The sequence below is a fragment of the Nocardiopsis sp. iso_238 genome (assembly GCF_056173325.1).
The window spans coordinates 3,263,587-3,287,312 of record NZ_CM149668.1 but is presented as its reverse complement, the minus strand read 5'-3'; the positions used below and the strand labels follow the sequence as shown (position 1 = coordinate 3,287,312).

At 73.2% G+C, this 23,726-nt stretch carries 23 protein-coding genes and 1 pseudogene; 15 read left to right on the top strand and 9 right to left on the bottom strand.

Annotation, left to right across the window (positions count from 1 at the left end; translation table 11 throughout):
• Positions 1-28 precede the first annotated feature (28 nt).
• The gene (locus AC0VYL_RS14770; RefSeq protein WP_475480476.1) at positions 29-886 is read right to left on the bottom strand and encodes an NAD(P)H-binding protein; all 858 of its coding nucleotides are present in this window, start codon (positions 884-886) and stop codon (positions 29-31) included.
• A 113-nt stretch (positions 887-999) separates the two neighbouring features.
• Between AC0VYL_RS14770 and AC0VYL_RS14765 the strand changes: the two genes are divergently transcribed.
• Positions 1,000-1,578 (top strand): TetR/AcrR family transcriptional regulator, encoded by a 579-nt coding sequence (locus tag AC0VYL_RS14765; protein WP_475480475.1) that lies wholly within the window; start codon positions 1,000-1,002, stop codon positions 1,576-1,578.
• On the opposite strand, the gene AC0VYL_RS14760 is transcribed toward AC0VYL_RS14765, so the two are convergent.
• Positions 1,579-1,737, bottom strand: coding sequence for a hypothetical protein (locus AC0VYL_RS14760; protein ID WP_475480474.1), 159 nt, complete (start codon positions 1,735-1,737; stop codon positions 1,579-1,581).
• A gap of 26 nt (positions 1,738-1,763) precedes the next feature.
• Here AC0VYL_RS14760 and AC0VYL_RS14755 point away from each other — a divergent pair, with 26 nt between their 5' ends.
• The 5 genes from AC0VYL_RS14755 to AC0VYL_RS14735 all read left to right on the top strand — a co-directional run bounded on the left by AC0VYL_RS14755 (position 1,764) and on the right by AC0VYL_RS14735 (position 7,487).
• Positions 1,764-2,312: a CGNR zinc finger domain-containing protein gene (locus AC0VYL_RS14755; protein WP_475480473.1), complete on the top strand. Its 549-nt coding sequence runs from the start codon at positions 1,764-1,766 to the stop codon at positions 2,310-2,312.
• A 59-nt stretch (positions 2,313-2,371) separates the two neighbouring features.
• The gene (locus AC0VYL_RS14750) at positions 2,372-4,264 is read left to right on the top strand and encodes a helix-turn-helix domain-containing protein (RefSeq protein WP_475480472.1); all 1,893 of its coding nucleotides are present in this window, start codon (positions 2,372-2,374) and stop codon (positions 4,262-4,264) included.
• 120 nt (positions 4,265-4,384) lie between these two features.
• The gene (locus tag AC0VYL_RS14745; protein WP_475480471.1) at positions 4,385-5,653 is read left to right on the top strand and encodes a hydroxymethylglutaryl-CoA reductase, degradative; all 1,269 of its coding nucleotides are present in this window, start codon (positions 4,385-4,387) and stop codon (positions 5,651-5,653) included.
• Complete coding sequence (locus AC0VYL_RS14740) at positions 5,653-6,102, top strand: hypothetical protein (protein WP_475453359.1); 450 nt, start codon at positions 5,653-5,655, stop codon at positions 6,100-6,102. Before AC0VYL_RS14745 ends, AC0VYL_RS14740 begins: the two co-directional genes overlap by 1 nt.
• Positions 6,099-7,487: a tripartite tricarboxylate transporter permease gene (locus AC0VYL_RS14735; RefSeq protein WP_475453357.1), complete on the top strand. Its 1,389-nt coding sequence runs from the start codon at positions 6,099-6,101 to the stop codon at positions 7,485-7,487. The genes AC0VYL_RS14740 and AC0VYL_RS14735 overlap by 4 nt, the downstream gene beginning before the upstream one ends.
• Positions 7,488-7,550: 63 nt before the next feature.
• Here the strand turns inward: AC0VYL_RS14735 and AC0VYL_RS14730 are convergent, their stop codons facing one another.
• A complete protein-coding gene (locus tag AC0VYL_RS14730; RefSeq protein ID WP_475453355.1) occupies positions 7,551-8,354 on the bottom strand; it encodes an IclR family transcriptional regulator domain-containing protein in 804 nt (267 codons plus the stop codon).
• A 179-nt stretch (positions 8,355-8,533) separates the two neighbouring features.
• Between AC0VYL_RS14730 and AC0VYL_RS14725 the strand changes: the two genes are divergently transcribed.
• The 8 genes and pseudogenes from AC0VYL_RS14725 to AC0VYL_RS14690 all read left to right on the top strand — a co-directional run bounded on the left by AC0VYL_RS14725 (position 8,534) and on the right by AC0VYL_RS14690 (position 15,220).
• The gene (locus AC0VYL_RS14725) at positions 8,534-9,400 is read left to right on the top strand and encodes a CoA transferase subunit A (RefSeq protein ID WP_475480470.1); all 867 of its coding nucleotides are present in this window, start codon (positions 8,534-8,536) and stop codon (positions 9,398-9,400) included.
• The gene (locus AC0VYL_RS14720) at positions 9,397-10,152 is read left to right on the top strand and encodes a CoA-transferase subunit beta (RefSeq protein ID WP_475480469.1); all 756 of its coding nucleotides are present in this window, start codon (positions 9,397-9,399) and stop codon (positions 10,150-10,152) included. Before AC0VYL_RS14725 ends, AC0VYL_RS14720 begins: the two co-directional genes overlap by 4 nt.
• Positions 10,153-10,215: 63 nt before the next feature.
• Positions 10,216-10,371, top strand: a pseudogene (locus tag AC0VYL_RS14715) (3-oxoadipyl-CoA thiolase); the annotation flags it as partial.
• 50 nt (positions 10,372-10,421) lie between these two features.
• Complete coding sequence (pcaH, locus tag AC0VYL_RS14710) at positions 10,422-11,174, top strand: protocatechuate 3,4-dioxygenase subunit beta (RefSeq protein WP_475453347.1); 753 nt, start codon at positions 10,422-10,424, stop codon at positions 11,172-11,174.
• Complete coding sequence (gene pcaG, locus AC0VYL_RS14705; RefSeq protein WP_475480468.1) at positions 11,171-11,752, top strand: protocatechuate 3,4-dioxygenase subunit alpha; 582 nt, start codon at positions 11,171-11,173, stop codon at positions 11,750-11,752. Before pcaH ends, pcaG begins: the two co-directional genes overlap by 4 nt.
• 34 nt (positions 11,753-11,786) lie before the next feature.
• On the top strand, positions 11,787-13,160 hold the full coding sequence (gene pcaB, locus AC0VYL_RS14700; RefSeq protein ID WP_475480467.1) for a 3-carboxy-cis,cis-muconate cycloisomerase: 1,374 nt from the start codon (positions 11,787-11,789) through the stop codon (positions 13,158-13,160).
• Positions 13,150-14,289, top strand: coding sequence for a bifunctional 3-oxoadipate enol-lactonase/4-carboxymuconolactone decarboxylase PcaDC (pcaDC, locus tag AC0VYL_RS14695; protein ID WP_475480466.1), 1,140 nt, complete (start codon positions 13,150-13,152; stop codon positions 14,287-14,289). Before pcaB ends, pcaDC begins: the two co-directional genes overlap by 11 nt.
• 97 nt (positions 14,290-14,386) lie before the next feature.
• Positions 14,387-15,220, top strand: coding sequence for an isocitrate lyase/PEP mutase family protein (locus AC0VYL_RS14690; protein ID WP_475453339.1), 834 nt, complete (start codon positions 14,387-14,389; stop codon positions 15,218-15,220).
• A gap of 18 nt (positions 15,221-15,238) precedes the next feature.
• Here the strand turns inward: AC0VYL_RS14690 and AC0VYL_RS14685 are convergent, their stop codons facing one another.
• The 5 genes from AC0VYL_RS14685 to AC0VYL_RS14665 all read right to left on the bottom strand — a co-directional run bounded on the left by AC0VYL_RS14685 (position 15,239) and on the right by AC0VYL_RS14665 (position 22,229).
• Positions 15,239-16,075: an SAM-dependent methyltransferase gene (locus AC0VYL_RS14685; protein ID WP_475453337.1), complete on the bottom strand. Its 837-nt coding sequence runs from the start codon at positions 16,073-16,075 to the stop codon at positions 15,239-15,241.
• Between the two features lie 109 nt (positions 16,076-16,184).
• A complete protein-coding gene (locus tag AC0VYL_RS14680) occupies positions 16,185-16,928 on the bottom strand; it encodes a hypothetical protein (RefSeq protein WP_475480465.1) in 744 nt (247 codons plus the stop codon).
• Entirely contained in the window at positions 16,925-19,933 is a 3,009-nt protein-coding gene (locus AC0VYL_RS14675) for a DEAD/DEAH box helicase (protein WP_475483515.1), read from the bottom strand. Before AC0VYL_RS14675 ends, AC0VYL_RS14680 begins: the two co-directional genes overlap by 4 nt.
• Before the next feature lie 73 nt (positions 19,934-20,006).
• The gene (locus AC0VYL_RS14670) at positions 20,007-21,404 is read right to left on the bottom strand and encodes an MFS transporter (RefSeq protein WP_475453333.1); all 1,398 of its coding nucleotides are present in this window, start codon (positions 21,402-21,404) and stop codon (positions 20,007-20,009) included.
• 9 nt (positions 21,405-21,413) lie between these two features.
• Positions 21,414-22,229, bottom strand: coding sequence for a glycerophosphodiester phosphodiesterase family protein (locus AC0VYL_RS14665; protein ID WP_475480464.1), 816 nt, complete (start codon positions 22,227-22,229; stop codon positions 21,414-21,416).
• Positions 22,230-22,387: 158 nt separating this feature from the next.
• Here AC0VYL_RS14665 and AC0VYL_RS14660 point away from each other — a divergent pair, with 158 nt between their 5' ends.
• A complete protein-coding gene (locus tag AC0VYL_RS14660) occupies positions 22,388-22,849 on the top strand; it encodes an Rv3235 family protein (RefSeq protein ID WP_475453329.1) in 462 nt (153 codons plus the stop codon).
• A 34-nt stretch (positions 22,850-22,883) separates the two neighbouring features.
• On the opposite strand, the gene AC0VYL_RS14655 is transcribed toward AC0VYL_RS14660, so the two are convergent.
• Positions 22,884-23,507, bottom strand: coding sequence for a YdcF family protein (locus AC0VYL_RS14655; RefSeq protein ID WP_475453327.1), 624 nt, complete (start codon positions 23,505-23,507; stop codon positions 22,884-22,886).
• Positions 23,508-23,726 lie beyond the last annotated feature (219 nt).

The window sequence follows — 23,726 nt, the reverse complement described above, 5'->3', positions numbered from 1 at the left end:
CGCAAGGAGTTCGGGGCCCGGGTGCGGGTCAGCGGAAGGCGTCGAGGTGGTCGTCGACCCACCGGGCGTAAGTGCGCCCGGGGCGGCCCATGACCCGCTCGTAGTCCGGGGACACGCAGTCGCCGGGGTCGGCGTCTCCGTCCCCGTGCGGTTCCCACAGCAGCCAGTCGCAGATCTCCGGCGGGACGCCCTGTGCGAGCCACAGGTCGCGGGCCTCGGCCAGGGTCAGCTCCACGAAGGTCACCTCCCGCCCCAGGGCCCCGGCGATCACGGCGGCGCGCCCGGCCGGGGTGACCGGCTCGGGGCCGGTGATCTCGTAGGCGTGGCCGTGGTGGCCGTCCTCCAGCAGCGCGGCCGCCGCCACGTCCGCCATGTCGGCCTCGTGCACGGGAGCCCCGGGCTCGTCTCCCCTCGGAGCGCGCACCACCCCCTCGGTGCGGATGGAGTCGGGGAGGGAGTCGAGGTCGTTCACCATGAACTCGCCCCCGCGCAGGTGGGTCCACTCCAGGCCGGAGCGTTCCACCGCCTCCTCCACGGGGCGGTGGTGCAGGTGACCGTGGTTGTGCTCGGTGTCGGCGTCGGGGTCGGTCTGGACCGAGGCGGAGGACATCAGGACGATCCTGCGCACCCCGGCCCGGCGGATGCGGTCCACGACCTCCTCGGCGGTCTCGGGGTGCGGGTAGAGCATGACCGCGTCCACACCGTCGAAGACTCCGTCCAGGGTCGCGGGGCGTTCCAGGTCGCCCGCGACGGGGTCGACGCCCTCGGGGAAGACCCGGTTGGCGGGGTCGCGGCTGAGCGCGCGGACGGCGGCGCCGCGTTCGAGGAGTCTCGGGACCACCAGGGAGCCGACGGTTCCGCTGGCTCCGGTCACCAGGATGCGCATGGCGAGGGTTCCTCTCCAGGAGGTGATGGGAACTCCACCAATCATAATGGGACATTGATGTCCCATAAAAGGGATCCGGGTTCTCTTTTTGGTGCGGGCGGTAGGTTGGCGCCATGACGAGCACGGAGAACCCGAGGACGGGGGTGCGGGCCCGGACGCGGGGGGCGATCCTGCGCGCCGCCGCCACCGTCCTGGCCCATGACCGCAACGCCCCGCTCTCGGAGGTGGCCGAGGCGGCGCGCGTGGGTCGCAGCACCCTGCACCGCTACTTCCCCGACCGCGACGTGCTGCTGGCCGCCACCTACGCGGAGGCGCTGTCGGAGATCGGACGGGTCATGGACGAGGCGCGCGTGGACGAGGGGTCCGCCCTGGACGCCATGCGGCGCGTGGTCGCCGCCCACGTGGAGGTGGGCGACTGGGTGGTCTTCGCCTTCGGTGACACCGCCAACGAGGTCTTCGACGACAACCCCGACCCCGCCGGCCCCGAGCCCGAGGTCCTGACGGGCCTGGTCCGGAGGGGGCAGACGGAGGGCGTCTTCGACCCGGGCGCCGATCCGGCCTGGGCGGTCCAGGTCCTGTGGGCGCTGGTCTTCACCGGGCTGGAGCGGGCCGGGCGCGGGCAGATGCCCCGGCACGCGGTGGCCCCGGCGGTCGTGCGCACCCTGGAGCGGGGGATTGGCGTCGGGGCGTGATCAGCGGCCGTGTCGCCCGGAAGTGGCCGTGTGTGCCTGGAGGACCGGTGCGGCCAAGGCCACGCGGTGCTCTCCGCAGCGGCAGCGCTGGTAGATGACCACGCCCTCGCTGGTCGGGTGGGAGGAGTCGGTGGTCCACTGGTGTTCGTGCTCGGTCATGGCCCCCAGTCTGGTGTAATGGCATTATGCATCTCAACCCTTACGGCCAGGGTCCGCTCACCCTGGCCGTGGACCTGACCAACCGGCCCTGCTCCGGCACCGCCGACCTGGAACGGCGCTGTGCCGAGGTGGGCTTCCTCCTCGAACGCGCGGTGGGGGAGGACGACCTCTCCGAGGTCCGCGACTTCCTGACCGGATGGGCCGCCGTCGTCGACGGCGCGGACCCGCCCACCCGCGCCGAACGCCTCAACACCCTGCTCACCGAGTACTCCGGCCCACCGAGGCTCACCGACCACGCGGGCACCGGCTGGCACCTGCACTACCGCCCCGACGACCTGCCCGCCCACCGGCAGATCGCCTCCCTCATCGCCGTCGGCACCGCCCTGCACCTGACCGGCCGGGGCATGCACCGCCTCGGCCGTTGCGCGGCCCGGGGGTGCGCCCACGTGTACGCCGACTTCTCCCGCAACGGCCGACAGCGGTACTGCTCCCCCGCCTGCGGCAACCGCGACGCCGTCCGGCGCCACCGAGCCCGCACAGCCGAGGAGGTCGAGGGGGCCGACGCCGGGCTCTGAGCCCGCTGCCGCGGGGGTCGCCCGTGCCGCCTCACCAGCCCGGATGTGAGACTGGTGCGATGGAAGAAGGTCTCCCGCGTTTCGACGCGAGCAGCCAGCGGGCGCTCGCTGCGCTGCTGGTCCGCTTGGAGGAGGGCGAACACCCGTCCACGGACGACGTCACCGACCTCCTGGGGCCCGTGGGCGGCGCACTGGTCGAGCGGGTCAGGAGCCTGTCCTCGCGCCTCACGCGCCTCCGGCGGCGCGAGGGGGAACTCTCCGCGCTGATCGCCAGCACACGCGACCTCGTCGAGGTCCGGGACGTGGAGCCGCTGCTCAGGCGGCTGGTCGACCGCGCGCACGACCTCGTCGGAACGGACGTCACCTACCTGTCGGTCCACGACAGGGACACCGACGAACTCTTCGTCCGGGCCAGCCGGGGCACCGTCTCCCCGCGCTTCCCGGGCCTGCGCGTCCCGGCCGGAGCCGGGATCGCCAGCCGCGTGGTGCGGACCAACACCCCCCAGTGGACCTCCGACTACGGCGTTCGGGACGACTTCGACCGCGACCCCGGAATCGACGCCGCCATCGCCGAGGAACAGCTGCGCTCCCTCGTCGGGGTACCGATGTCCGCGAACGGAGAGATCCTCGGGGTCCTCTTCGCCGCCGACCGCGCCTCGCGTCCCTTCGCCCGTGAGGAGATCGCCCTGCTGTCCGCCTTCGCCGACCAGGCGGCGGTCATCCTGCACACGGCCCGCCTCTTCGCCGCCGCCACGGAGGCGGCGGACCGGGCCGAACGCCACTCCGAGGCGATGGCCGCCGCGGCCCGCGTGCACGAGCGGCTGACCGCCCTGGTCCTGTCCGGCCACGGCCCACACGAGGTGGCCCTGACCCTGGCCGAGTCCCTGGGCCGCCCCGTCGCCGTCGCTGACCGCGACCACCGCACGGTCACCCGCACCTCGGAGGAGGCCGCCGCGTGGTGGCCGGGCGGCCGACTCGCCCCGGCCACCGCGAAGGCCCTCGCCCGCAGCCGCGAGTCCGGTCACTGCGCCCCGGTGGAGGGCCCGGGTCCGGACGTGGTGGTCGCCGTCTCCGCCGGGGCCGAACTGCTGGGGGTACTGCTCGTGGGGCGGGGCGACGGCAACCTGAGCGACGTCGAGCGCCGCACCATCGAACGCTCCGGGCAGATCCTCGCCCTCCTCACGATGCAGAGCGAGGCGGTCACCCACGCGGAGGAACGGGTGCGCGGGGAGCTCGCCCTCGACCTGTTCTCCGGCACCGCGGACACCGACACCCTCCGGCGGAGGGCCTCGGCGCGCGGCATCGTCCTCGACCAGCCCTGGACCGTGGTCGTCGTTCCCGTCCCCGACCGACACCGGCACGCCCCGCACCGGGCCCTGGCCGTCCATGAAGGGTGGATGGCCGCGGCTCAGGGGGAGGGCGTGAGCGTGCTCGTCCCCGGCCGGGACCCGACCGCCGCCGCCGAACGGGTCGCCCATCGGGTCGGGGCGGCCACGGAGTCACCCGTCCTGGCGGTGGGCTCCGCCGTCGGTTCCCTCTCCGACCTGCCCGCCGTCCTCACCGAGGCCTGGGAGTGCGCCGCGTTCCTGCCCGCCCTGGGCGTGCGCCACGGAGCCTTCGAGGTGGACGACTACGCGCCCTACCTGGCGATGTTCGGCACCGACGGCGGCCGTGCGCTCTCCTTCGTCGACCGCGTGATCGGCCCCGTCGTGGCCTGGGACGCCCGGCACCACACCGACCTCACCGGAACCATCACGGCGCTCGCCGGAAGCGGCGGGAGCGTGACCCGCGCCGCGCGTGCCCTGTACGTCCACCCCAACACCGTCAAACAGCGGCTGGAGCGGGTGGCCTCGCTGCTGGGTGAGGACTGGCGGTCCGCCGACTCCATGTTCCGGGTGACCGTGGCCACCCGCCTCCACCTGCTCCGACAGGGCGGGAAAGTGACAGGTTGACCGCCGGTTTCCTGTCCGTTTCGGACATGTCGCCGGGGTGAACGGCGCTGCTTGGATGGACCAATCCTCAGTGACGTACCCCACATCGGGGGCGCCCTTCCCTCAGGAGTGAATCCACACGTGGTGCAAACCAGCAGGTTGTCCGGTTTCCGTTCCCTCAGCGTCCAGGAGCGGCGCGCGAGCCTGGCCTCCGTCAGCGGCCTGGACGCGTCCGTGTTCGACGCCCTCGACCAGCACGGACTGAGCGTGGCCGCCGCCGACCACATGATCGAGAACGCCGTCGGAGTGATGGGCGTCCCGGTCGGCGTCGCCACCAACTTCACCGTCAACGGACGCGACGTCCTGGTGCCGATGGCCACCGAGGAACCCTCGGTGGTGGCCGCCGCCAGCAACGCCGCCCGCATCGCCCGGGTCCTGGGCGGCTTCCACACCAGCTCGACCGGCCCGGTCATGCAGGCACAGATCCAGGTCGTGGACGTGGCCGATCCCGAGGCCGCCCGCCTGCGGGTCCTGGAGGCGCGCGCCGAGCTCGTCGCGCTGGCCAACGCCCAGGACCCCCGGCTCGTCGAGGTCGGCGGCGGCGCACGCGACCTGACCGCGCGCACGGTCACGGCGTTCGAGGAGACCTACGTCGTCGCCCACCTCGTGGTCGACGTGCGCGACGCCATGGGGGCCAACGCCGTCAACACCATGGCCGAGGCGGTGGCGACGCGTCTGGCCGAGGTGGCCGGGGGCCGTCCGGTCCTGCGCATCCTCACCAACAAGGCCGACCTCCGGCTCAGCCGAGCGCGGGCCGTCCTGGACACCGAGGCCCTCGGGGGCGAGGCCATCGCCACCGACATGATCCACGGTTACCGCCTGGCCGCCGCCGACCCCTACCGCGCCGCCACCCACAACAAGGGCATCATGAACGGCGTCTCCGCCGTCGTGCTGGCCACCGGCAACGACACCCGAGCGGTCGAGGCCGGAGCCCACTCCCACGCGGTCGACGCCGAGGGACGCTACACCTCGCTGTCCACCTTCGAGCGCGACGCCGACGGCAACGTCGTGGCCACGCTGGAACTGCCCACCCCTGTGGGCCTGGTCGGCGGCGCGACCCGCACCCACCCGGCCGCCCAGGCCGCCGTCGCCCTCACCGGGGTCGCCGACGCCACGGAGCTCGGTGAGCTCGTCACCGCCGTGGGGCTGGCCCAGAACATCGCCGCGGTGCGCGCCCTCGCGGGCGAGGGCATCCAGCGCGGCCACATGTCGCTGCACGCCAGGAACATCGCGGTCGCCGCCGGAGCGAGCGGTGACGAGGTGGACCGCGTCGTGGCCGTCCTCGTCCAGGAGAAGGCCGTCCGACAGGACCGGGCCGAGGCGGTCCTCGGCCAGCTGAGGGGACGATGATGACCGAACCCACGACGGAGCAGGAGGAGGACGGCGGCCGCCTCCTGGAGATCTGGGGCGACACCGTCGACTCCCGCCACACGATCTGGGCGATCGCCCTGGGCGTCGGTCTGACCGTGCCCCTGTACCTGGGGGCGGAACTGCTGTTCTCCCGCCTGGTCGACGACCAGACCGTCGCCGGGACCTACGCCCTCCTGGTCGGACTCGTCGGCTGTCTGCTGGCCGGGTTCGGTGGGGCGCTGCTGTTCCCGCCCAAGCGCGTGGTCACCGAACACGCACCCACCGAGCAGAGCAGGCGGGCCGCCATGGACGCCGTCGAGGCCGACTACGGCCCGCTCGGCGACCCCACCGAACTGTCCGAACCCGTACAGAGGGAACTGCGTGCGCTCGGACTCTTCGACGACCTGCTGGCGCAGCACCGCCGCCGCAGCGAGGAGCAGAACCCGTGAGTCCCGAACTGCTGACCGACGCCTCCTGGGCCCTGGGCATGGGCCTGATCGGAGCCGTGGTCTTCGCTTTCATCGGCCTGGCCTCCTACACCGACGAGACGGCCACGATCGCGCCGCTGACCCTGCTGGTGGTGCTGCTCGGCGTTCCGCCCGCCGGGGTGTTCACCTTCTTCATGGCGGGGATCGTCGCCAAGCACATCACCCACGCCATCCCCACGGCCCTGTTGGGCATCCCCGGCGACACCCTCGCCGTGCCCATGCTCAGGGACGCCCAGCTACTCCGTGAGCTCGGCGTACCGCACATCGCGCTGCGCAAGGCGATCTCCGGCGGCGTGATCGCCGCCTTCCTGTCGGTGCCCCTGGCCGTGCTGTTCGCGTGGGCGCTGAGCCCCTTCGCTGACGCCATCGGCGAGGCGGCGCCGTGGATCTTCGTGGTCGCGGCCGTGCTCATCGCCTACACGTCCAAGGGCAAGCTGGCGGCGGTACTCGCCCTGGTGCCGTTCGTCCTGCTGGTCGTGGGCATGCAGGCCTTCGTGTCCCAGACGACCGGGGGGACGCTGACCATCAGCTTCTTCCTGGGCATCGCCACCGGGCCGCTGATCGCTGACCTGTTCCTGTCACTGGCGCCCTCGGGGCGGGAGTCGCTGCGGCGCCGCGCGAGGCGACGCTTCGACCTCGCTCCCGACACCCGGACCTGGTCCGGGCGCATCCCCAACCCGCTCAAGGTGCTGGACCGCAAGCAGGTCGCCTACACGAGCGCCGCCGCCGGGGTCTCCAGCGCGACGTTCGTGTTCTCCCCGGTGGCCATGACGGTGCTCATGGGCGAGATCGTCGGTGCCCGGATCAAGAACGGGTACCACCGGCTCACCACGGTGATGTCGGTGCGCAACGGCACCACCGAGTCCACCTACATCGCCGAGACGCTGATCCCGCTGATCGCGCTGGGTCTGCCGCTCTCGCCGATGGCCGCCGGACCGGCCGCGCCGCTGTTCAACGCGCCGCCGGTGCACACGGTCAACACCGAGACCGGGGAGACGCACAACCTGCACGACCTGATGTCCAGCGGCGAGTTCCTCGTCTACGGACTGCTGGGCGTGGTCATCGCGTCCGTCATCGCCTACCCGTTCGCGATGACCTACGCGCACCGGGCGGCCTCGTTCGTCATGCGCCGGATCTCGCACGAGGCGATCATCGGCGCCTTCGCCGGGCTGATCCTGGTGATCTGCCTGTACGAGGGCGGCCTGCTCGCGGTGGGTGTGACCCTCACGGTGGGACTGGTCGGAGGGCTGTTCGGCAAGATGTTCAACATGCACAGCGGCGTGCAGTTCATGGGCTTCTACGTCGCGGTCCTGACCGTTCCCCAGCTGCTCGCGCTGGCGGCCTGAACCCACCCGGACGCTCCGCGGCCCGACCCCGTCCTGGTCGGGCCGCGGAGCCGTGTCCGGTGGTCAGTGCACGGCGTCGCGGCGGGCGACCGCGGCGAGGTCGGCCTCGATGCGCGCGGTGGTCTCCAGCAGGGCGGGGAGCAGGTCGCGGCGCACGTCCTCGATCGAGGAGCGGTTGGCGTGCGCGGACACGTTGGTCGCGGCGATGACGCGACCGCCCGCGTCGCGGATGGGGGCGGCGAGCGAGCGCAGGCCCTCCTCCAGCTCCTGGTCGACGATCGCGTATCCCTGCTCGCGCACGCGCAGGACCTCGGCTCGCAGGTCGGCGGGGCGGGTGAGGGTGTACCTGGTCAGCGGACGCAGTTCGACCCGGTCCAGGTAGGCGTCGAGCTCGGCGTCCCCGTACCCGGCCAACAGGACCCTGCCCATCGAGGTGGTGGAGGCGGGGAAGCGGGTGCCCACGGCGATGGACACGGCCATGATCCGCGAGGTCGCCACGCGGGCGACGTACAGGACGTCGTCCCCTTCGAGCACCGACACCGAGGCGGACTCGCGCACCTTCGCGGACAGGTCCTCCAGGTGCGGCTGGGCCACGTCGGGCAGTCCGGCGGAGGCCACGTAGGCGTACCCCAGCTCCAGCACGCGCGGTGTGAGGGCGAACATGCGACCGTCGGTGCGCACGTACCCGAGGTCCACCAGCGTCAGCAGGAACCGCCGGGCTGCGGCGCGGGTGAGGTCGGTGGCGCGGGCGACCTCACTGAGGGTCATCGACGGGCGCTCGGCCGAGAAGGCGCGGACGACCATGAGTCCCCGCTCCAGGGACTGCACGAAGTGTGCGCCGCGTCCGGGGACGTCTTCGGTGGTCATGGGGCCTTCCAGGTCCGGGTTCGGGGGTCGTTCTGGCGCCGCGTCGGGTCGCGGCCATCGCGATGTTCTCATACCGAACAGCCGGACCGTGCCTTGACCGGCCCTGTGATCGGCGCTACCGTCATACCCAGATGTTCGCACTGTGAACATTTATTCGCTATACGAACGGGAGGGTCGCCATGGCCGTGCCCCTGGACGAGGCGGTCCGGCAGCTCATCCACGACGGCGACACCGTCGCCCTGGAGGGGTTCACCCATCTCATTCCCGTGGCCGCCGGGCACGAGATCATCCGCCAGGGTCTGCGGGACCTGACCCTGGTCCGCATGACGCCCGACATCGTCTACGACCAGCTCATCGGTGCCGGATGCGCGCGCCGCCTGGTCTTCTCCTGGGGCGGCAACCCCGGTGTGGGCTCGCTGCACCGCTTCCGTGACGCGGTCACCCGTTCCTGGCCGGTCCCGCTGGAGATCGAGGAGCACAGCCACGCGGGGATGGCCAACCGCTACGTCGCGGGCGCCTCCGGCCTGCCCTTCGCCGTCCTGCGCGGCTACACCGGCACCGACCTGGTCGAACACAACCCCCACATCAGGACCATCACCTGCCCCTTCACCGGGCAGGAACTGGCCGCGGTCCCCGCGCTCAACCCCGACGTCGCCGTGATCCACGCCCAGCGAGCGGATGCCCGGGGCAACGTGCAGCTGTGGGGCATCACCGGCATCCAGAAGGAGGCCGCCCTGGCCTCCGAGCGGGTCCTGGTCACCGTGGAGGAGGTCGTGGACGCCCTCGATCCCGTCCCGGGCCAGGTGATCCTGCCCAGCCGGGTCGTGGACGCCGTCAGCGTCGTCCCCGGCGGCGCCGCCCCCTCCTACGCCCACGGCTACTACGAGCGGGACAACGCCGCCTACCGGGCCTGGGACGAGATCGGACGCGACCGCGCGGCCTTCACCGCCTGGCTCAGCGACCTCAACGCCGCCCCCCGGACCACCCCCTCCTCGCCCGCCGCCACCGGCGAGGGCGGGACCGCACCCGTTGGGGGAGGCGCGTGACCACCGTGACCTGGACGTCCGACGAGATCATGACCGTGACCGCCGCCCGTTCGCTGCGGAACGGGATGGCCTGCTTCGTCGGCATCGGTCTGCCCAGCACCGCCGCCAACGTGGCCAGCCGTACGCACGCCCCCGACCTGTGGATGATCTACGAGTCCGGCACCCTGGGCGCCTCTCCCGACCACCTGCCGCTGTCCATCGGGGACGGGATCCTGGCCGACACCGCCGACACGGTGGTTCCGGTCCCGGAGGTCTTCAACTACTGGCTCCAGGCCGGGCGCATCGACGCGGGGTTCCTCGGTGCCGCGCAGATCGACCGGTACGCCAACATCAACACCACCGTCATCGGGGACTACGCGAACCCGAAGGTGCGCCTGCCCGGAGCGGGCGGCGCTCCCGAGATCGCCGCGTCCTGCCGCGAGGTCGTCGTGATCATGCGCCACAGCCGCCGGGCGTTCGTGGAGAAGGTGGACTTCGTGACCTCGGTGGGCCACGGATCGGGTCCCGGCGACCGCGAACGGTTGGGTCTGACCGGGTCCGGCCCGGTGCGGGTCATCACCGATCTCGGCGTCCTCGAACCCGACCCCGACACACGCGAACTCACCCTGGTGGGACTGCACCCCGGTGTGGAGCTTCCGGCCGTACGCGAGGCCACCGGCTGGGACCTGCGCGTCGCCGACGACCTCTCCCGCACCCCCGCGCCCACCGACACCGAACTCTCCGTGGTCCGCTCCCTGACCGGCGCCGCCTGAGCCGTACGACGGACCCACCCCCGGCCCTGGAGGTCCACGGTGACCGCAGTCCCCGTCCTCGACGCCGTCCGCACCCCCTTCGGCAGGTACGGCGGCGCCCTCGCCGGAACCCGCCCCGACGACCTCGCCCACGAACTGCGCCGACGCGGTGGAGGAGGGGGCCTGGCCGCCCTGTGCATCGGGGTGGGCCAGGGCCGCGCCGTCGTCCTGCACGTCTGAAGACCCGGGCCCCGGCCGTCCTCCGGGGCCCGTCCGAAAGGAAGGACCGCATGTCCACCACCTCCGACGAAAGCGGGTCCCACGTGCCCGGCTACGTCCGGGACCACGGCTCCCACCCGCCCCTGGACTTCCCCGGCTACGGGAGCACCGCGCTGCGCCACCCCCGGCGCCCGCTCACCCTGCTGCCGCACACGCTCACCGAGATCACCGCACCCGTCCTGGGGGAGGACCGCCTCGGCCCCCACGACCACGACCTCACCCGTCAGCACGACGGCGAACCCCAGGGCCAGCGCGTCATCCTGCACGGCCAGGTGCGCGACAGCGACGGCCTACCCGTCCCGCACACCCTCGTGGAGATCTGGCAGGCCAACGCCGCCGGACGCTACCGCCACGCCGGGGACACCTGGCCCGCCCCGCTCGACCCCAACTTCACCGGGGTGGGGAGGGTCCTCACCGACGCCGGGGGCCGGTACCGGTTCGTCACCGTCCGGCCCGGCGCCTACCCCTGGAAGAACCACCGGAACGCCTGGCGCCCCGCCCACATCCACTTCTCGCTGTTCGGGCGCGCCTTCACCCAGCGCCTGGTCACCCAGATGTACTTCCCCGACGACCCCCTGTTCTTCCAGGACCCCATGTGGCAGTCGGTCCCCGACGAACGGGCGCGCGAACGCATGCTGGCCCGGTACGACCACGACGCCACCGAACCCGAGTGGGCCCTGGCCTACCGGTGGGACATCGTGCTGCGCGGACGCGAGCAGACCCCGTTCGAGTCCGAGGAAGAGGTCCTGGAGGAGGACGAATGACCCCCCGCCCCACCGGCGACGAGGTGCCCACCACCCCGTCGCAGACCGTCGGCCCCTACCTGCACATCGGTCTGCCCTGGCCGGACGGCCCCTTCGCCGTCGCCGAGGGCACGCCCGGCGCGGTCCGGCTGCGCGGCACCGTGTACGACGGTGCGGGAGCCCCGGTCACCGACGCCCTGGTCGAGACCTGGCAGGCCGACCCGGACGGGCGCTTCGACCACCCGGACGATCCGCGCGGGGCCCGCTCCCTGCCCGGCTTCCGGGGGTTCGGCCGGTGTCCCACCGACGCCACCGGCTCCTACGAGATCCTCACCCTCAAACCCGGCCGGGTCCCGGGACCCACCGGCACGCAGGCGCCCCACGTCGACGTCTCCGTCTTCGCGCGCGGCATGCTGCACCGGGTGGTCACCCGCCTGTACTTTCCCGAAGAGGAGACGGCCAACGCGGCCGACCCCGTCCTGGGCTCCATCGAGGACCCGGCGGCCCGCGCCACCCTCGTGGCCGACCGGGAGGAGGACGGCTACCGTCTCGACATCCGCCTCCAGGGGGAGGGGGAGACCGTCTTCTTCGACGTCTGACCCGCCCCGATCCCACCCGACCCAGGGAGCACCCATGACCGGCCTGTTCGACGGTGTCCTCAACCACGGCCCCCTCGGACCGCTCACCGACGACACCGCCTGGATCCAGGCCATGCTCGACGCCGAGGCCGCCCTGGCCCGGGCCCTGGCCGACACCGGCGTCATCACGCGGGGACGGGCCGAGACCATCGCCGCCGCGTGTGTGGCCGCCCGCCACGACCCGGCGGCCCTGGGCCGGGCGGCCGAGGGCGGGGGCAACCCCGTCATCCCACTGGTCAGGCAACTCACCGCGGACGTGCGCGAGACGGACCCCGAGGCCGCCCGCCACGTTCACCAGGGAGCCACCAGCCAGGACGTCATGGACACCGCCGCCATGCTCCTGGTCCGCCGGGCCGGCCGCGCCCTGCGCACCGAACTGACCGCCCTCACCGAGGAGCTGCGGGCCCTGGCCGACCGCCACCGCGCCACCCCCGTGCCCGGCCGCACCCTGCTCCAGCAGGCGCTGCCCACCACCTTCGGAGCCGTCGCCGCGAGCTGGACCTCGGGCCTGGCCGGAGCGGCCGACCGGCTCGACGAGGTGCTGGACCACCACCTGGCCGCCCAGCTCGGCGGAGCCGTGGGCACCCTCGCCTCCCTGCACCCGCACGGTCCGGCGGTGGCGGCCGCCTTCGCCGTCCGCCTCGGCCTGCCCGAACCCCTCCTGCCCTGGCACGCCGAACGCGGCCGGATCACCGAGATCGCCGCCGCGCTCGGCCGGGTGGGCGGGGCGGCCGGGAACGTCGCGCAGGACGTCGTGCTGCTGGCCCAGACCGAGGTCGGCGAGGTCACCGAGGAGGGCGGGAGCGGCGTGGGCGGATCCTCCACCATGCCGCACAAGCGCAATCCGGTCGCCGCCGTCAGCTCCCTGGCCGCCGCCCGGCAGACACCCGGGTTGGTGGCCACCCTGTTCGCCGCGCAGATCCAGGAGCACCAGCGCGCCGCCGGGGCCTGGCAGGCCGAGTGGCTGCCCCTGACCGACCTGCTCCGGCGCACCGGCTCCGCCGTCTCCTGGCTGCGCGTGAGCGTCGAACGGCTCCGGGTGCACCCCGAACGCATGGCCGCCAACCTCGACCTCACCGGAGGGCTGGCGCTCAGCGAACGCCTCACCGCCGACCTGACCCCCGAACTCGGCCGCCTGGCGGCCCACCAGCGCGTCACCGCCGCCTGTCGGGCCGCCGTGGACGGGGGCGGCGACCCGGTCGAGGTCCTGGCCGAGCACCTCCACGGCCTGCGCACCCGCGACCGGATCAGGACCCTGCTCGACCCCGCCGACTACCTCGGCGCCGCACCGGTGTTCACCGACCGGGTGACGGGTAGGACCGGCCGGACGGACCCCACCGACCAAGAAGAAGGAACCGATGAGCGTTGACCTCCACCACGTCGTGAGCGGACCGGCGGACGCACCGCCCCTGGTGCTGGCCGGGTCCCTCGGCACCACCGGGCGGATGTGGGAACCGCAGGTGGACGCGCTCTCCACCGTCTTCCGGGTGATCCGCGTGGACCTGCGCGGACACGGAGGCTCGCCCGCGCCTGAGGGCCCCTACAGCATGGCCGACCTGGGCGGGGACGTCCTGGCCCTGCTCGACCGGCTGGGGATCGGCCGCGCACACTTCGCGGGCCTGTCCATCGGCGGCATGGTCGGCCAGTGGCTGGCCGTCCACGCCCCCGAACGCGTCGACGGCCTCGTGCTCCTGGCCACCTCACCCCACATGGGGCCCGCGCGGAACTGGCGGGACCGCGCCGCCCTGGCCCGGGAGCGGGGCACCGCCGCCCTGGCCGACGGGGTGGTGCAGCGGTGGTTCACCCCGGCCTTCGCCTCGGAGCGCCCCCACGACGTCACGCTCCTGCGCGACCAGATCGTGGACACCCCCGACGAGGGGTACGCGGGCTGCTGCGGCGCCATCGAGCACCACGACGTGCGCGAGGACCTGCACCGGATCACCGCGCCCACGCTGGTCGTGGCCGGGGCCGACGACCCCTCCACCCCGCCCGAGGGCCACGGGGCACTCATCGCGGAACGCGTGCCCGGGGCGAGGTTCGTGGTGCTGGAGGGCGCCGCCCACCTGCTCTCGTGGTCGCACGCGGACCGGGTCAACACGCTCATCACCCAGCACCTGGCCGGGACCGACCGCCACGGCGCCGGGACGCGGGTGCGCCGGAGCGTGCTCGGTGACGCCCACGTGGACCGGGCCGAGGCCCGCACGACCACGTTCACCGAGCCCTTCCAGGACCTCATCACCCGCTACGCCTGGGGTGAGGTCTGGACCCGGCCCGGCCTGGACCGGCGCACCCGGAGCTGCATGGTGCTCACCGCCCTGGTCGCCCAGGGGCACTGGGGCGAAGTGGCCATGCACGTGCGGGCCGCCCTGCGCAACGGTCTGGCCCCCGACGAGATCGGCGAGGTGTTCCTCCAGGCGGCGGTCTACTGCGGTGTCCCGGCCGCCAACAAGGCGTTCGCCATCGCGCAGGAGGTCTTCGAGGAGGACGGGACCGGGTGAACCAGGTGCTGGAGCGGAGGCGGTGAACCGGTGTGGGTGACCGCTCCGTGCACGCCCGTTCCCGGTTCTGTCGGTGGCCGGGTGTACAAGGGAGGGCATGGACCACAACGGACGGGAACTGACGGCGCGGGGCGAACGCCTCCGTGAGCTGCACCGGGGGCCGGAACCCTTCGTGATCGCCAACGTCTGGGACGCCGGGTCGGCCCGGCTGCTCGGCGGTCTCGGCTTCACGGCCCTGGCCACCACCAGCGGAGGGCTCGCGCACGGGCTCGGGCGCCGGGACGGCGCCGGTCTGGTCTCGCGCGAGGAGACCCTGCGCAACGCCTCGGTGATCGCGGCGGCCACGGACCTGCCGGTGTCGGCGGACCTGGAGGACGGGTTCGGACGCTCCCCTGAGGAGGTGGCCCGCACGATCACGGCGGCCGGGGCCACGGGGGTCGTGGGCGGTTCCGTGGAGGACACCACCGCCGACCCCGACGCACCGATCCACGAGTTCGGTCTGGCGGTCGAGCGGGTCCGGGCCGCCGTGGAGGCGGCGCGGACCCTGCCCTTCCCGTTCACGCTCACCGCCCGCGCGGAGAACCACCTCCACGGCCGCCCGGACCTGGAGGACACCATCCGTCGGCTCAGGGCCTTCGAGGAGGCCGGGGCCGACGTGCTGTTCGCCCCGGGGCTGCCGGACGCGGACGCCATCCGTGCGGTGTGCTCCTCGGTGAACCGCCCCGTCAACGTGCTGGCCTCGGGGGCGGCGGCCGGGATGTCCGTGGCGGAGCTGGGTGCCCTGGGGGCCCGGCGGATCAGCCTCGGGTCGGGGCTGTCGCGGTCGGCGCTGGCCGGGGCCCTGGACGCCGCCAGGGAGGTCGCTGAGCGGGGGACCTTCGGACGGATGTCGGCCGCGGTGTCGAAGTCGGAGATCGACGGACTGCTCTGATCGGAGCGGTGCCCGGGGTCAGCGCTTGAAGGCCACCCCGGCGGTCTCCCACCGCTTGACGTCGGCGTCCGCGGGGCGCAGGCGCGGTTCGTGCTCGGGATGGCGCCAGCTGGCGCAGTCCACCAGGCTCGGGGTCTGGTCCCGGCCGTCCGTCCAGGGGCTGACCGGCTCCAGACCGTCGAACACCCGGGAGGCCTCCTCCTGGGTGCGGACCCGCCCCCACGCGGTGCCGAACTCCAGCATCATGCCGTCCATCCAGGCGGCGGCCTCGGGGTCGTCGGAGACGACGTGCGAGTAGATGACGGCGGACCCGGGGGCGACCCGCTCCATGAGGGAGCGCACCATGCCGAAGGGATCGCTGTCGTCGGGCAGGCAGTGCAGCAGGGAGACCAGCATGACGCAGAGCGGCCGGTCGAGGTCGATCAGCTTGGCGGCCTCGGGGGAGTTCAGGATCTCGTCGGTCTCGCGGACGTCGGCGTGCAGGAACGCGGTCGACTGGCTGTCACCCAGGAGCGCCCGTCCGTGGGCGAGCACGATGGGGTCGTGGTCGACGTAGAGGACCCGGGCCCCCGGCTCGGTCCGTTGCGCGACCTGGTGGGTGTTGTCGGTGGTGGGAAGCCCCGCGCCCAGGTCGAGGAACTGGTCCACCCCGCTGGAGACGACGTGGTCCACGGCACGACCGAGGAAGGCCCGGTTGTCGTTGGCACAGGCGACGAGCTCGGGCATGTGCTCGGCCAGCGCCTCACAGGCCTTGCGGTCCGGCGCGAAGTTGTCTTTCCCTCCCAGGAGGTAGTCGTACATCCGCGCGATGCTCGGAGTGTCCATGTCGATGTGTGGGGGGAAGCGATCGGCCATAGAGAGAGGTACCAATCAGGACTAGTCGTGCGGGGTCATCTCCAGGCGAATCGTAACCGTGTTTCGGTGTTCTTACCGGCGTTTTCCACAAGAAAATCGATCGGGAACGTCAGGTGTCATCCCCGGTCTCCGAATAGCGCTTCACGGAACGGTCGAAACCGGGCAGGTGATCCGCGACATGCCCTGGGGCCACGGCCCTGACACGGTCTCCGACCCCCTCAGGGAGGGGAGGTGGCGGGGGTGTGACGGGGGAGGACCAGAAGCCCGCCGGGGAAAGGGGATTGGTCGTTCGCGCCTGTGCGGCGCAAACATCGATTCCGGTTTCACGGAGTTCACGGGAATGGTCTCCGTCCCCGCCGTTCCCGAACTCCGTGCCCCCGGAGGCCGTGCCCTTCGCGCCGCCCGGCAGCCCCCGGACCAGTTCCACCAACGCGCGCCGTTCCCGGCCCGCCCACCGGGTGAGGACGAAGGGGTCCCGGTCGGCCTCGGCCCCCAGCGCGGCCGCGGCCGCCACCAGGTGAGCGCACCGTCCGCCCCAGTGGTCACAGGAGCACGTCGCGACGAGACCGGCCCAACCGTCCGGCACCAGGTCCAGGCCGAGCAGCGCGAACACGCGGGCCGCCGCCTCGGGCAGTTCCCCGGCGAGCACACGGGCACGGAACACCGGCTGCGAGGCCAGCGCCGCACCCACACGGTCCCACTCCGGCCCCTCCCACACGGTCCGGATCAGGCTCACCTCGTGCCCCCGGACCCGGGCGGCCACCTCACCGGGCCGCACCGAGAACCGCTCCACCGCCCCGGCACCGCGGCCGACCGCGCCCAGGGCCCCGCCCACCAGCTCCGACCAGCTCATCCCGAGACCGCCTCCGGCGCCAGCCGCACCACCTCGCGCAGGTCCGCCACCGACAGACCGCCCAGCCAGCCCTCCCCGGTGGCCACGGCGCCGTCGGCCAGCACGCTCTTGCGTTCGATCATCTCGTCCACCCGTTCCTCCACGGTGCCCACGCACACCAGCTTGCGCACCTGCACGTTCCGGCGCTGACCGATCCGGAAGGCCCGGTCGGTGGCCTGGTTCTCCACCGCCGGGTTCCACCACCGGTCCACGTGCACCACGTGGTTGGCGGCGGTCAGGTTCAGCCCGGTCCCGGCCGCCTTGAGCGAGAGCAGGAACACCACCGGCCCCGCCACCGTCTGGAAGTGCTCCGTCATCCGCTCGCGGTCGGCGCGGGAGGTCCCGCCGTGCAGCCACAGCACGGGCACCCCCAGCCGCGACCTCAGGTAGGGAGCCAGCCGCTCACCCCAGCGGGCGTACTGCGTGAAGCACAGCGCCTTGTCCCCCTCGGCCACCGCCTCGCCCAGGATCGACTCCAGACGGTCGAGCTTGCCCGAGCGGCCCGCCAGCGCCGATCCGTCCCCGAGGAACTGCGCCGGGTGGTTGCAGATCTGCTTGAGCCGGGACATGGACGACAGCACCAGACCCTTGCGCTCCTTCTCGTCGGCCTCCGCCATCCGCTCGGCCAGGTCGTCCACCACCGCCTTGTACAGCGAGGCCTGCTCCGGGGTGAGCGTGCACCAGGTGCGCATCTCCTGCTTCTCCGGCAGGTCCGCGATGATCGAACGGTCGGTCTTCAGCCGCCGCAGCACGAACGGCCCGGTCAGCCGCCGCACCAGGTCCGTTCCCTCGCCCGCGCCCTCCTCCGCCTCGGCGCGGTCGGCGACCGCGCGCTGGAAGTCGGCCGCCGTCCCCAGCAGTCCGGGGTTGGCGAACTCCATCACCGACCACAGCTCGCCCAGGTTGTTCTCCACCGGGGTCCCGGTGAGCGCGATCCGTGTGGCGGCGGGCAGCGAACGCACCGCCCGCGCCTGCTGGGTGGCGTGGTTCTTCAGCGCCTGGGCCTCGTCGCAGACCACCCGGTGCCAGGGCATGCCCGACAACTCCTCGGTGTCGCGCGCCACCACCCCGTAGGTGGTCACCACCAGGTCGCAGGCGCCCACGATGCGCGCCAGCGCGTTGCCGGTCGGCCGCTCGGGCCCGTGCTGGACGTGGACCCGCAGGCCCGGGGCGAACTTCTCCGCCTCCTTGCGCCAGTTGCCGACCAGTGACACCGGGCACACCAGCAGGGTCGGCCCGGGCGCCGGGCCCTCGGCGCGCTCGTCGGTGAGCAGCGCCAGCAGCTGCACGGTCTTGCCGAGCCCCATGTCGTCGGCGAGCACCGCGCCCAGCCCGAGCTCGCCCAGGAACCGCAGCCAGGCCGAACCCCGGTCCTGGTAGGGGCGGAGCGTCCCCTCGAAGCCCGGTGGGGTGCCCATCGGCCGGGGCACGGCCTTGGCCCCGCCGTCCAACAGGGCGCCCAGCGGCCCGTCGGCCACCACGTCCGCCACCGGCAGCGGGGTCGGCTCGGCGCCGATCGCCGTCCGCAGCGCCTCCTCGCGCCGGATCGGTCCCCGCCCGCTCCGCCGCATCAGGTCCAGTGCGGCCTCGACCCGTTCGGGGTCCATCTCCATCCACCGGCCGCGCACCTGGACCAGGGAGCGCTTGAGCCGGGCCAGCTCAGCGAGCTCGTCCAGCTCCGCGTCGTCCAGCGGCTCCTGTGCGCCGGGGCCGCGCAACAGCGCCTCGAAGGAGACGTTCACCAGTTCGGTGGGCCCCACCCCGCCGCGACCGCGCCGTTTCGGTTCCCCACCGACCGTCATGCGCAGCTCGAGGGCGCCGCGACCGCTCCATTCGGGCAGGACCACGCCGAACCCCGCCGAGGTGAGCCGGGCGGCGGCCCCGCCCACGAAGGCCTGCGCCCGTGCGGTGTCCATGGTCAGACGGGCCGGGGCCAGGTCCGCGAGCGCGCGGTGGAGGGCGGGCAGGTGGCGTGCGGCCCGGCGTAGGTCGGCGAGGGCGGTGGTCCCCACGTCCTCGGGCAGCCAGGCGGCGCCCTCGCCCAGCCAGACCCGCTCCAGGGGCAGGCGCAGGCCGGGGTCGGAGGTGGAGCGCACCCAGAACTCCAGTGTCCAGGGGCGCGGGCCGCCGTGCGCGCCCTCGGGCTCGGGTTCGCGTAGGACGAAGAGGAGCTGGGCCCGGCCCCCGCCCCGGACCCGGGAGCGCCACTCCCGCAGGGGGCCGCGCAGCGCGTGGGCGGTGTCGGCGTCCACCCGGGTGCGCTCCCCGGTGAGCGCGGCCGCGAGCCGGGCGGCCGGTGGGGCCCCGGAGTCCGTGCGCGTGTCCGCACCGGCCCCGGGCGCGGCGGTGGCCAGGCGCCGGGCGACGGCGTCGGTGAGCAGTTCGAGCGGGGCCAGCACGCACAGCCGGGCCGCCTCGGTCCGCTCCCCGGGGGACAGGTGCGCGACCGCCGCCGGGGGGAGCGCACGGGTGAGGGCCGACAGGTGCTCCTCGGCGGTGTCCAGGGGGGCGGGGCGCCACCGTGCACGGGGCGGGTCACCGACGAGGTCGGGCAGGACGCCCCCGGCGCGGACCAGGCTCTCCGCGAGGGCGTGCACCGCGCCCAGGTGGGTCAGGGCGGGCCCGGCCGTCACGGGCAGGGAGTCGAGCGCCGACAGCAGGGTGTCGGCCTCCGCGGCGGTCAGCTCCAGCCCGGGCACCGTCCAGGATCGGAACTCCGCGGAAGCGGAGTCGTCGGTGTCGGACGGGGCGGGGGCCGAGGAGTTCCCCGGCAGCCGCAGGAGCGGAGCGGTGGCGCCGGGGGAGTCGGGGTCGATCCCCGCCTTGGCGGCCACCGCGCGCAGCTCCGCCACCCCGGCGGCACCGGGGTGCGCCCCCGTCCCCGGGGCCGTGGGGCACTCGCGCTCCCCGCCCTCGCCCCAGAGCACCAGCGTGTCCCTGGACCACACCGCGTGCAGAACCCGCACCGCACCCCCCGCACCGAACACGAACGTCGTCGGCACCCAGTATCACCGGGGCCGACGACGTTCCGGGACGCGGTCAGAGGTTGTTCGGCACGGTGTTGCCGACCGACTCGATGCCCTTCCTCAGGTCGGTGCGCCACAGCAGGACGCCGCCGATGACGAAGAAGACCACCAGCGAGAAGATGGCGGTACGGAATCCGCCGGTCAGGTTGACCACCAGGGTGATCGAGGCCGCGCCCAGCAGCACCGAACCCCGGTCGGCCAGCTGGAACAGGCTGAAGTACTCCGCCTCGCGCCCGCGCGGGATGAGCAGCGAGTACAGGGCCCGGGCGAGCGACTGGGTCCCGCCCAGCACCATGCCGATACCCGCGCCCAGCAGCAGGAACAGCGCCGGGTCGTCGGGCGGCAGGTAGTAGCCGCAGGTGACCAGGGCGCACCAGGCGACCAGGCTCGCCAGGACGGTGTTCTTGGTACCGAACCGGCGGCCGACCCACCCCATGAGCAGCGCGCCCGCGAAGGCGACGAACTGGATGAGCAGGATGGTGGCGCTCAGGACGGCCAGCGACAGGTTGAGGTCCTGGCTGGCGAAGCTGCCCGCGAAGTAGATGACGGCCTGGATGCCGTTGTTGAACAGCACGAACGCGATGAGGAACTTCAGCGTGTTCGGGAAGTGGCGCATCTCCCGCAGCGTGCGCCAGTACTGCTTCAGGGACACGCCCAGCTTCGGGGGACCCGCCTCGGCCGCGAGCCCGCCGTAGCGGTTGCGCAACAGGCGGATGCCGATCACCGAGAAGACGAACCACCACAGGCCCACCGACGCGAAGGCGATGCGGACCGCGTGCCCCTCCGAGACCCCGAGGGAGTCGGCCGAGGCCAGCAGGCCCATGTGCGCGGCGAGCAGGAGCCCGCCGCCCAGGTAGGCCATCGCCCACCCCGTCACGGACACGCGGTTGCGCTCCTCCGAGGTGGCGATCTCCGGCAGGAAGGCGTTGAACACCACCAGGGACATCCCGTAGAAGGTGTTGCCGGTGATGAACAGCAGCGCGGCCACCTGGTAGTCGCTGGTGAGGTACAGCGAGCTGACGCACACCGAACCGGCGGCGGCCAGCCAGAACAGCCAGCGCTTCTTGTGCTGGGTGTGGTCGGCCAGGGCCCCCACGATCGGCAGCATCACCAGGAGGATGAGCCCGGCGACCGTGGTCACCATCGGGTGCAGGGAGTTCGGGTGCATGCTGATCCACTCGACCCCGAGCGGGTAGAGCACCAGGCCCGGCTGTGAGCAGTCACCGGCCGCCCCCGCCTCCGAGCAGGCCAGCCCCGACAGGTAGGGGCCGATGAGCACGGTGACCACCGAGGTGATGAACACCTGGTTGGCCCAGTCGTAGGTGTACCAGCCGCGCTGCTCGCGTCTGCGCTGGGCGGGGTCGGCCGCGGGGGAGTTGTCCGCCGCCGGTGGCGAGGGTGTGGTGGACATGGAGGGGGGCTATCCGTTCTTCGTTGTTCTGGGGCCGGGCTGGTTCCAGCGTCCCCGTCGGACGAGCACCTCGCGCAGGGCGACGGTGTTGTCGGTGATGATGCCGTCCACGCCCGCGTCCAACAGGCGCTCCATCACCTCGGGCTCGTTGACCGTCCACACGTGCACCTGCATGCCGAGCCGGTGCGCGGCGCGGATCACGTCCCGGCTGAGGATGGGGAAGCCGCCGTGGCTCATGGGGATCTGCGCGCAGACCGGGACGCGGCTGGCGGTGGGACGCAGCAGCGGGGAGAGCGAGGCGAGCCGCAGCCGGGCCACGTCGACCGGGCCGCAGGAGGTGGCCACCCGGGGGCCGTAGAGCCGTCGCGCGCGCTCCAGGCGGGCCTGGTCGAAGGAGCCCACGCACACGCGGTCCCAGGCCTGGGTGCGGCGCAGTACCTCCAGCATCGGAAGGACGGCGCCGTCCGACTTGAGGTCGATGTTGAACCGTGCCTCGGGCCAGGCGCCCAGCAGGTCCTCGAGGAGGGGGACCGGTTCCTTGCCCGCCACCCGGGCGCGGGCGACCTCCCGGTGGGGCAGCGCCGAGATGGCGCCGTCCCGGTCGGTGGTGCGGTCCAGGGTGTCGTCGTGGAAGGCCATGAGCACACCGTCGCTGGTGGCGTGCACGTCCGTCTCCAGGTACGTGTAGCCCAGGTCGACGGCGTGTTGGAAGGCCACCGCCGTGTTCTCCAGCTCGGTGCGGCGCACGCCCTGGTCGTCGGTGAGCCATCCGCCCCGGTGGGCGAGGGCGACGGGAACGGGGGAGGAAAGGTACGCGTGAGTCACGTCTAGAAGTATGACGGTTCCCAGGTGGGGGGCGCTCGTCGAGGGGTGGCCGTGTCGACGGTCGTGCGGAACCTGGAATGCCAGGTGGCACGGACCCGCGCCCACACGCTCCTGGAAGGGCGTCAGGGTGTCGTTCCTCCCCCGGAAGGAATCCGTTCATGTCGCACACCTCCCACGGCCACCCCTGCCGACAACGGCTCTGCTCCCGCGCCGCCGCCCATCCCTGGCGGCCGGTACGGACCCCCGCCCGTTCCCCGCGCCGGGGCATGACGTCGGGCCGGTGCGCCGCGTCCCCGCTGGCGGGCCATCGGACCCCCGGTGACGTGCACCGGCTGGCGCAGCAGATGGCGGAGGTCCTGGTGGGCAGGCGCGCCCCGGAGGTGCTGCGCGACCACGTGACCGTTCCGGTCCGGGAGGAGCTGCGCCGCCTGCGCGGCACGGTCGACTGCGCGATGGCGCCCCGGCTGACCCGGGTGTTCCACCAGCCGCTCGGCGCCGGAGGGATGGAGGCCAGCGCCGTGATCGCCTGCGACAGCCGCACCCGGGTCTTCGCCTTCCGCCTCCGCCGCGAGGGGGACCGCTGGGTCTGCACCCGACTGGAGACCGACCGGATCCGCTGACCGCCGTCGCCGCCACCGGTCCGCCCCGTCCCCGTCACACGGCGGGTCGGGGCGGCCCAGGCGAGATCCTCCGCTCGTCGGCGGTGAGCGCGCGGAGCTTCCACACCCCGTACAGCGCCAGCAGCGGTTTGCCCACCGCCCACTCGCCGGGACGGTAGTCGTCCGCCCGCACGAGCCTCGCGGCGAGGTCCGGCCGCTGCCGCCGCAGGTACGCGCGGGCCTTGAGCGCGTGGGCGGGCTGGGAGACGATCTTGATGCGATCCGCGCCCTCCAGCAGCGGGATCACGTTGGCGACGTTCTCCCACGTCGTCGTGCTCCGCTCCTCCAGGAGCACCGTGCCGTCGAACCCGAGCACCGACCCGGCGTGGTCGGCCATCAACCGGGCCTCCGAGGCGTGGTGGGTGGTCGCGCCGCCGCTGAAGATCACGCGGGTGCCGTGCGTTCCGCCGGCCGTGACGGAGCGGAGGGCGGCGCGGACCCGCCAGCGGTTCACGAGGTTGGCCGTCGGCTGGGGGTTCCGGTACCCGAGCACGACCACGGCCTCGGAGGTCCCCGGGGCGTTCCCGACCAGCGTCCTGGACCAGCGCCAGTTCACCCACTCGCTCCAGGCCAGGACCACGGCGGCCCCGGCCAGCGCCAGACCTGCTCTTCGTCGCATGCGGTGACTCTAGGGCACCGGGGGATACGAAGGCCGTGAGGCCACCGGTCGGACCGGGGAACGGATCGGGGGGTCCGCGGCCCGCGAAGACACACTCATGGTGCGAAAAGTATGGATGTGACGAATCGTGCGTCGATAGGGTCCGTGTGGGATGACCCCCTGACCGGGGGGCGCCTTCGGTCACCGGCATCCCCGTACCCCAAGGGAAGGAGACGGCGG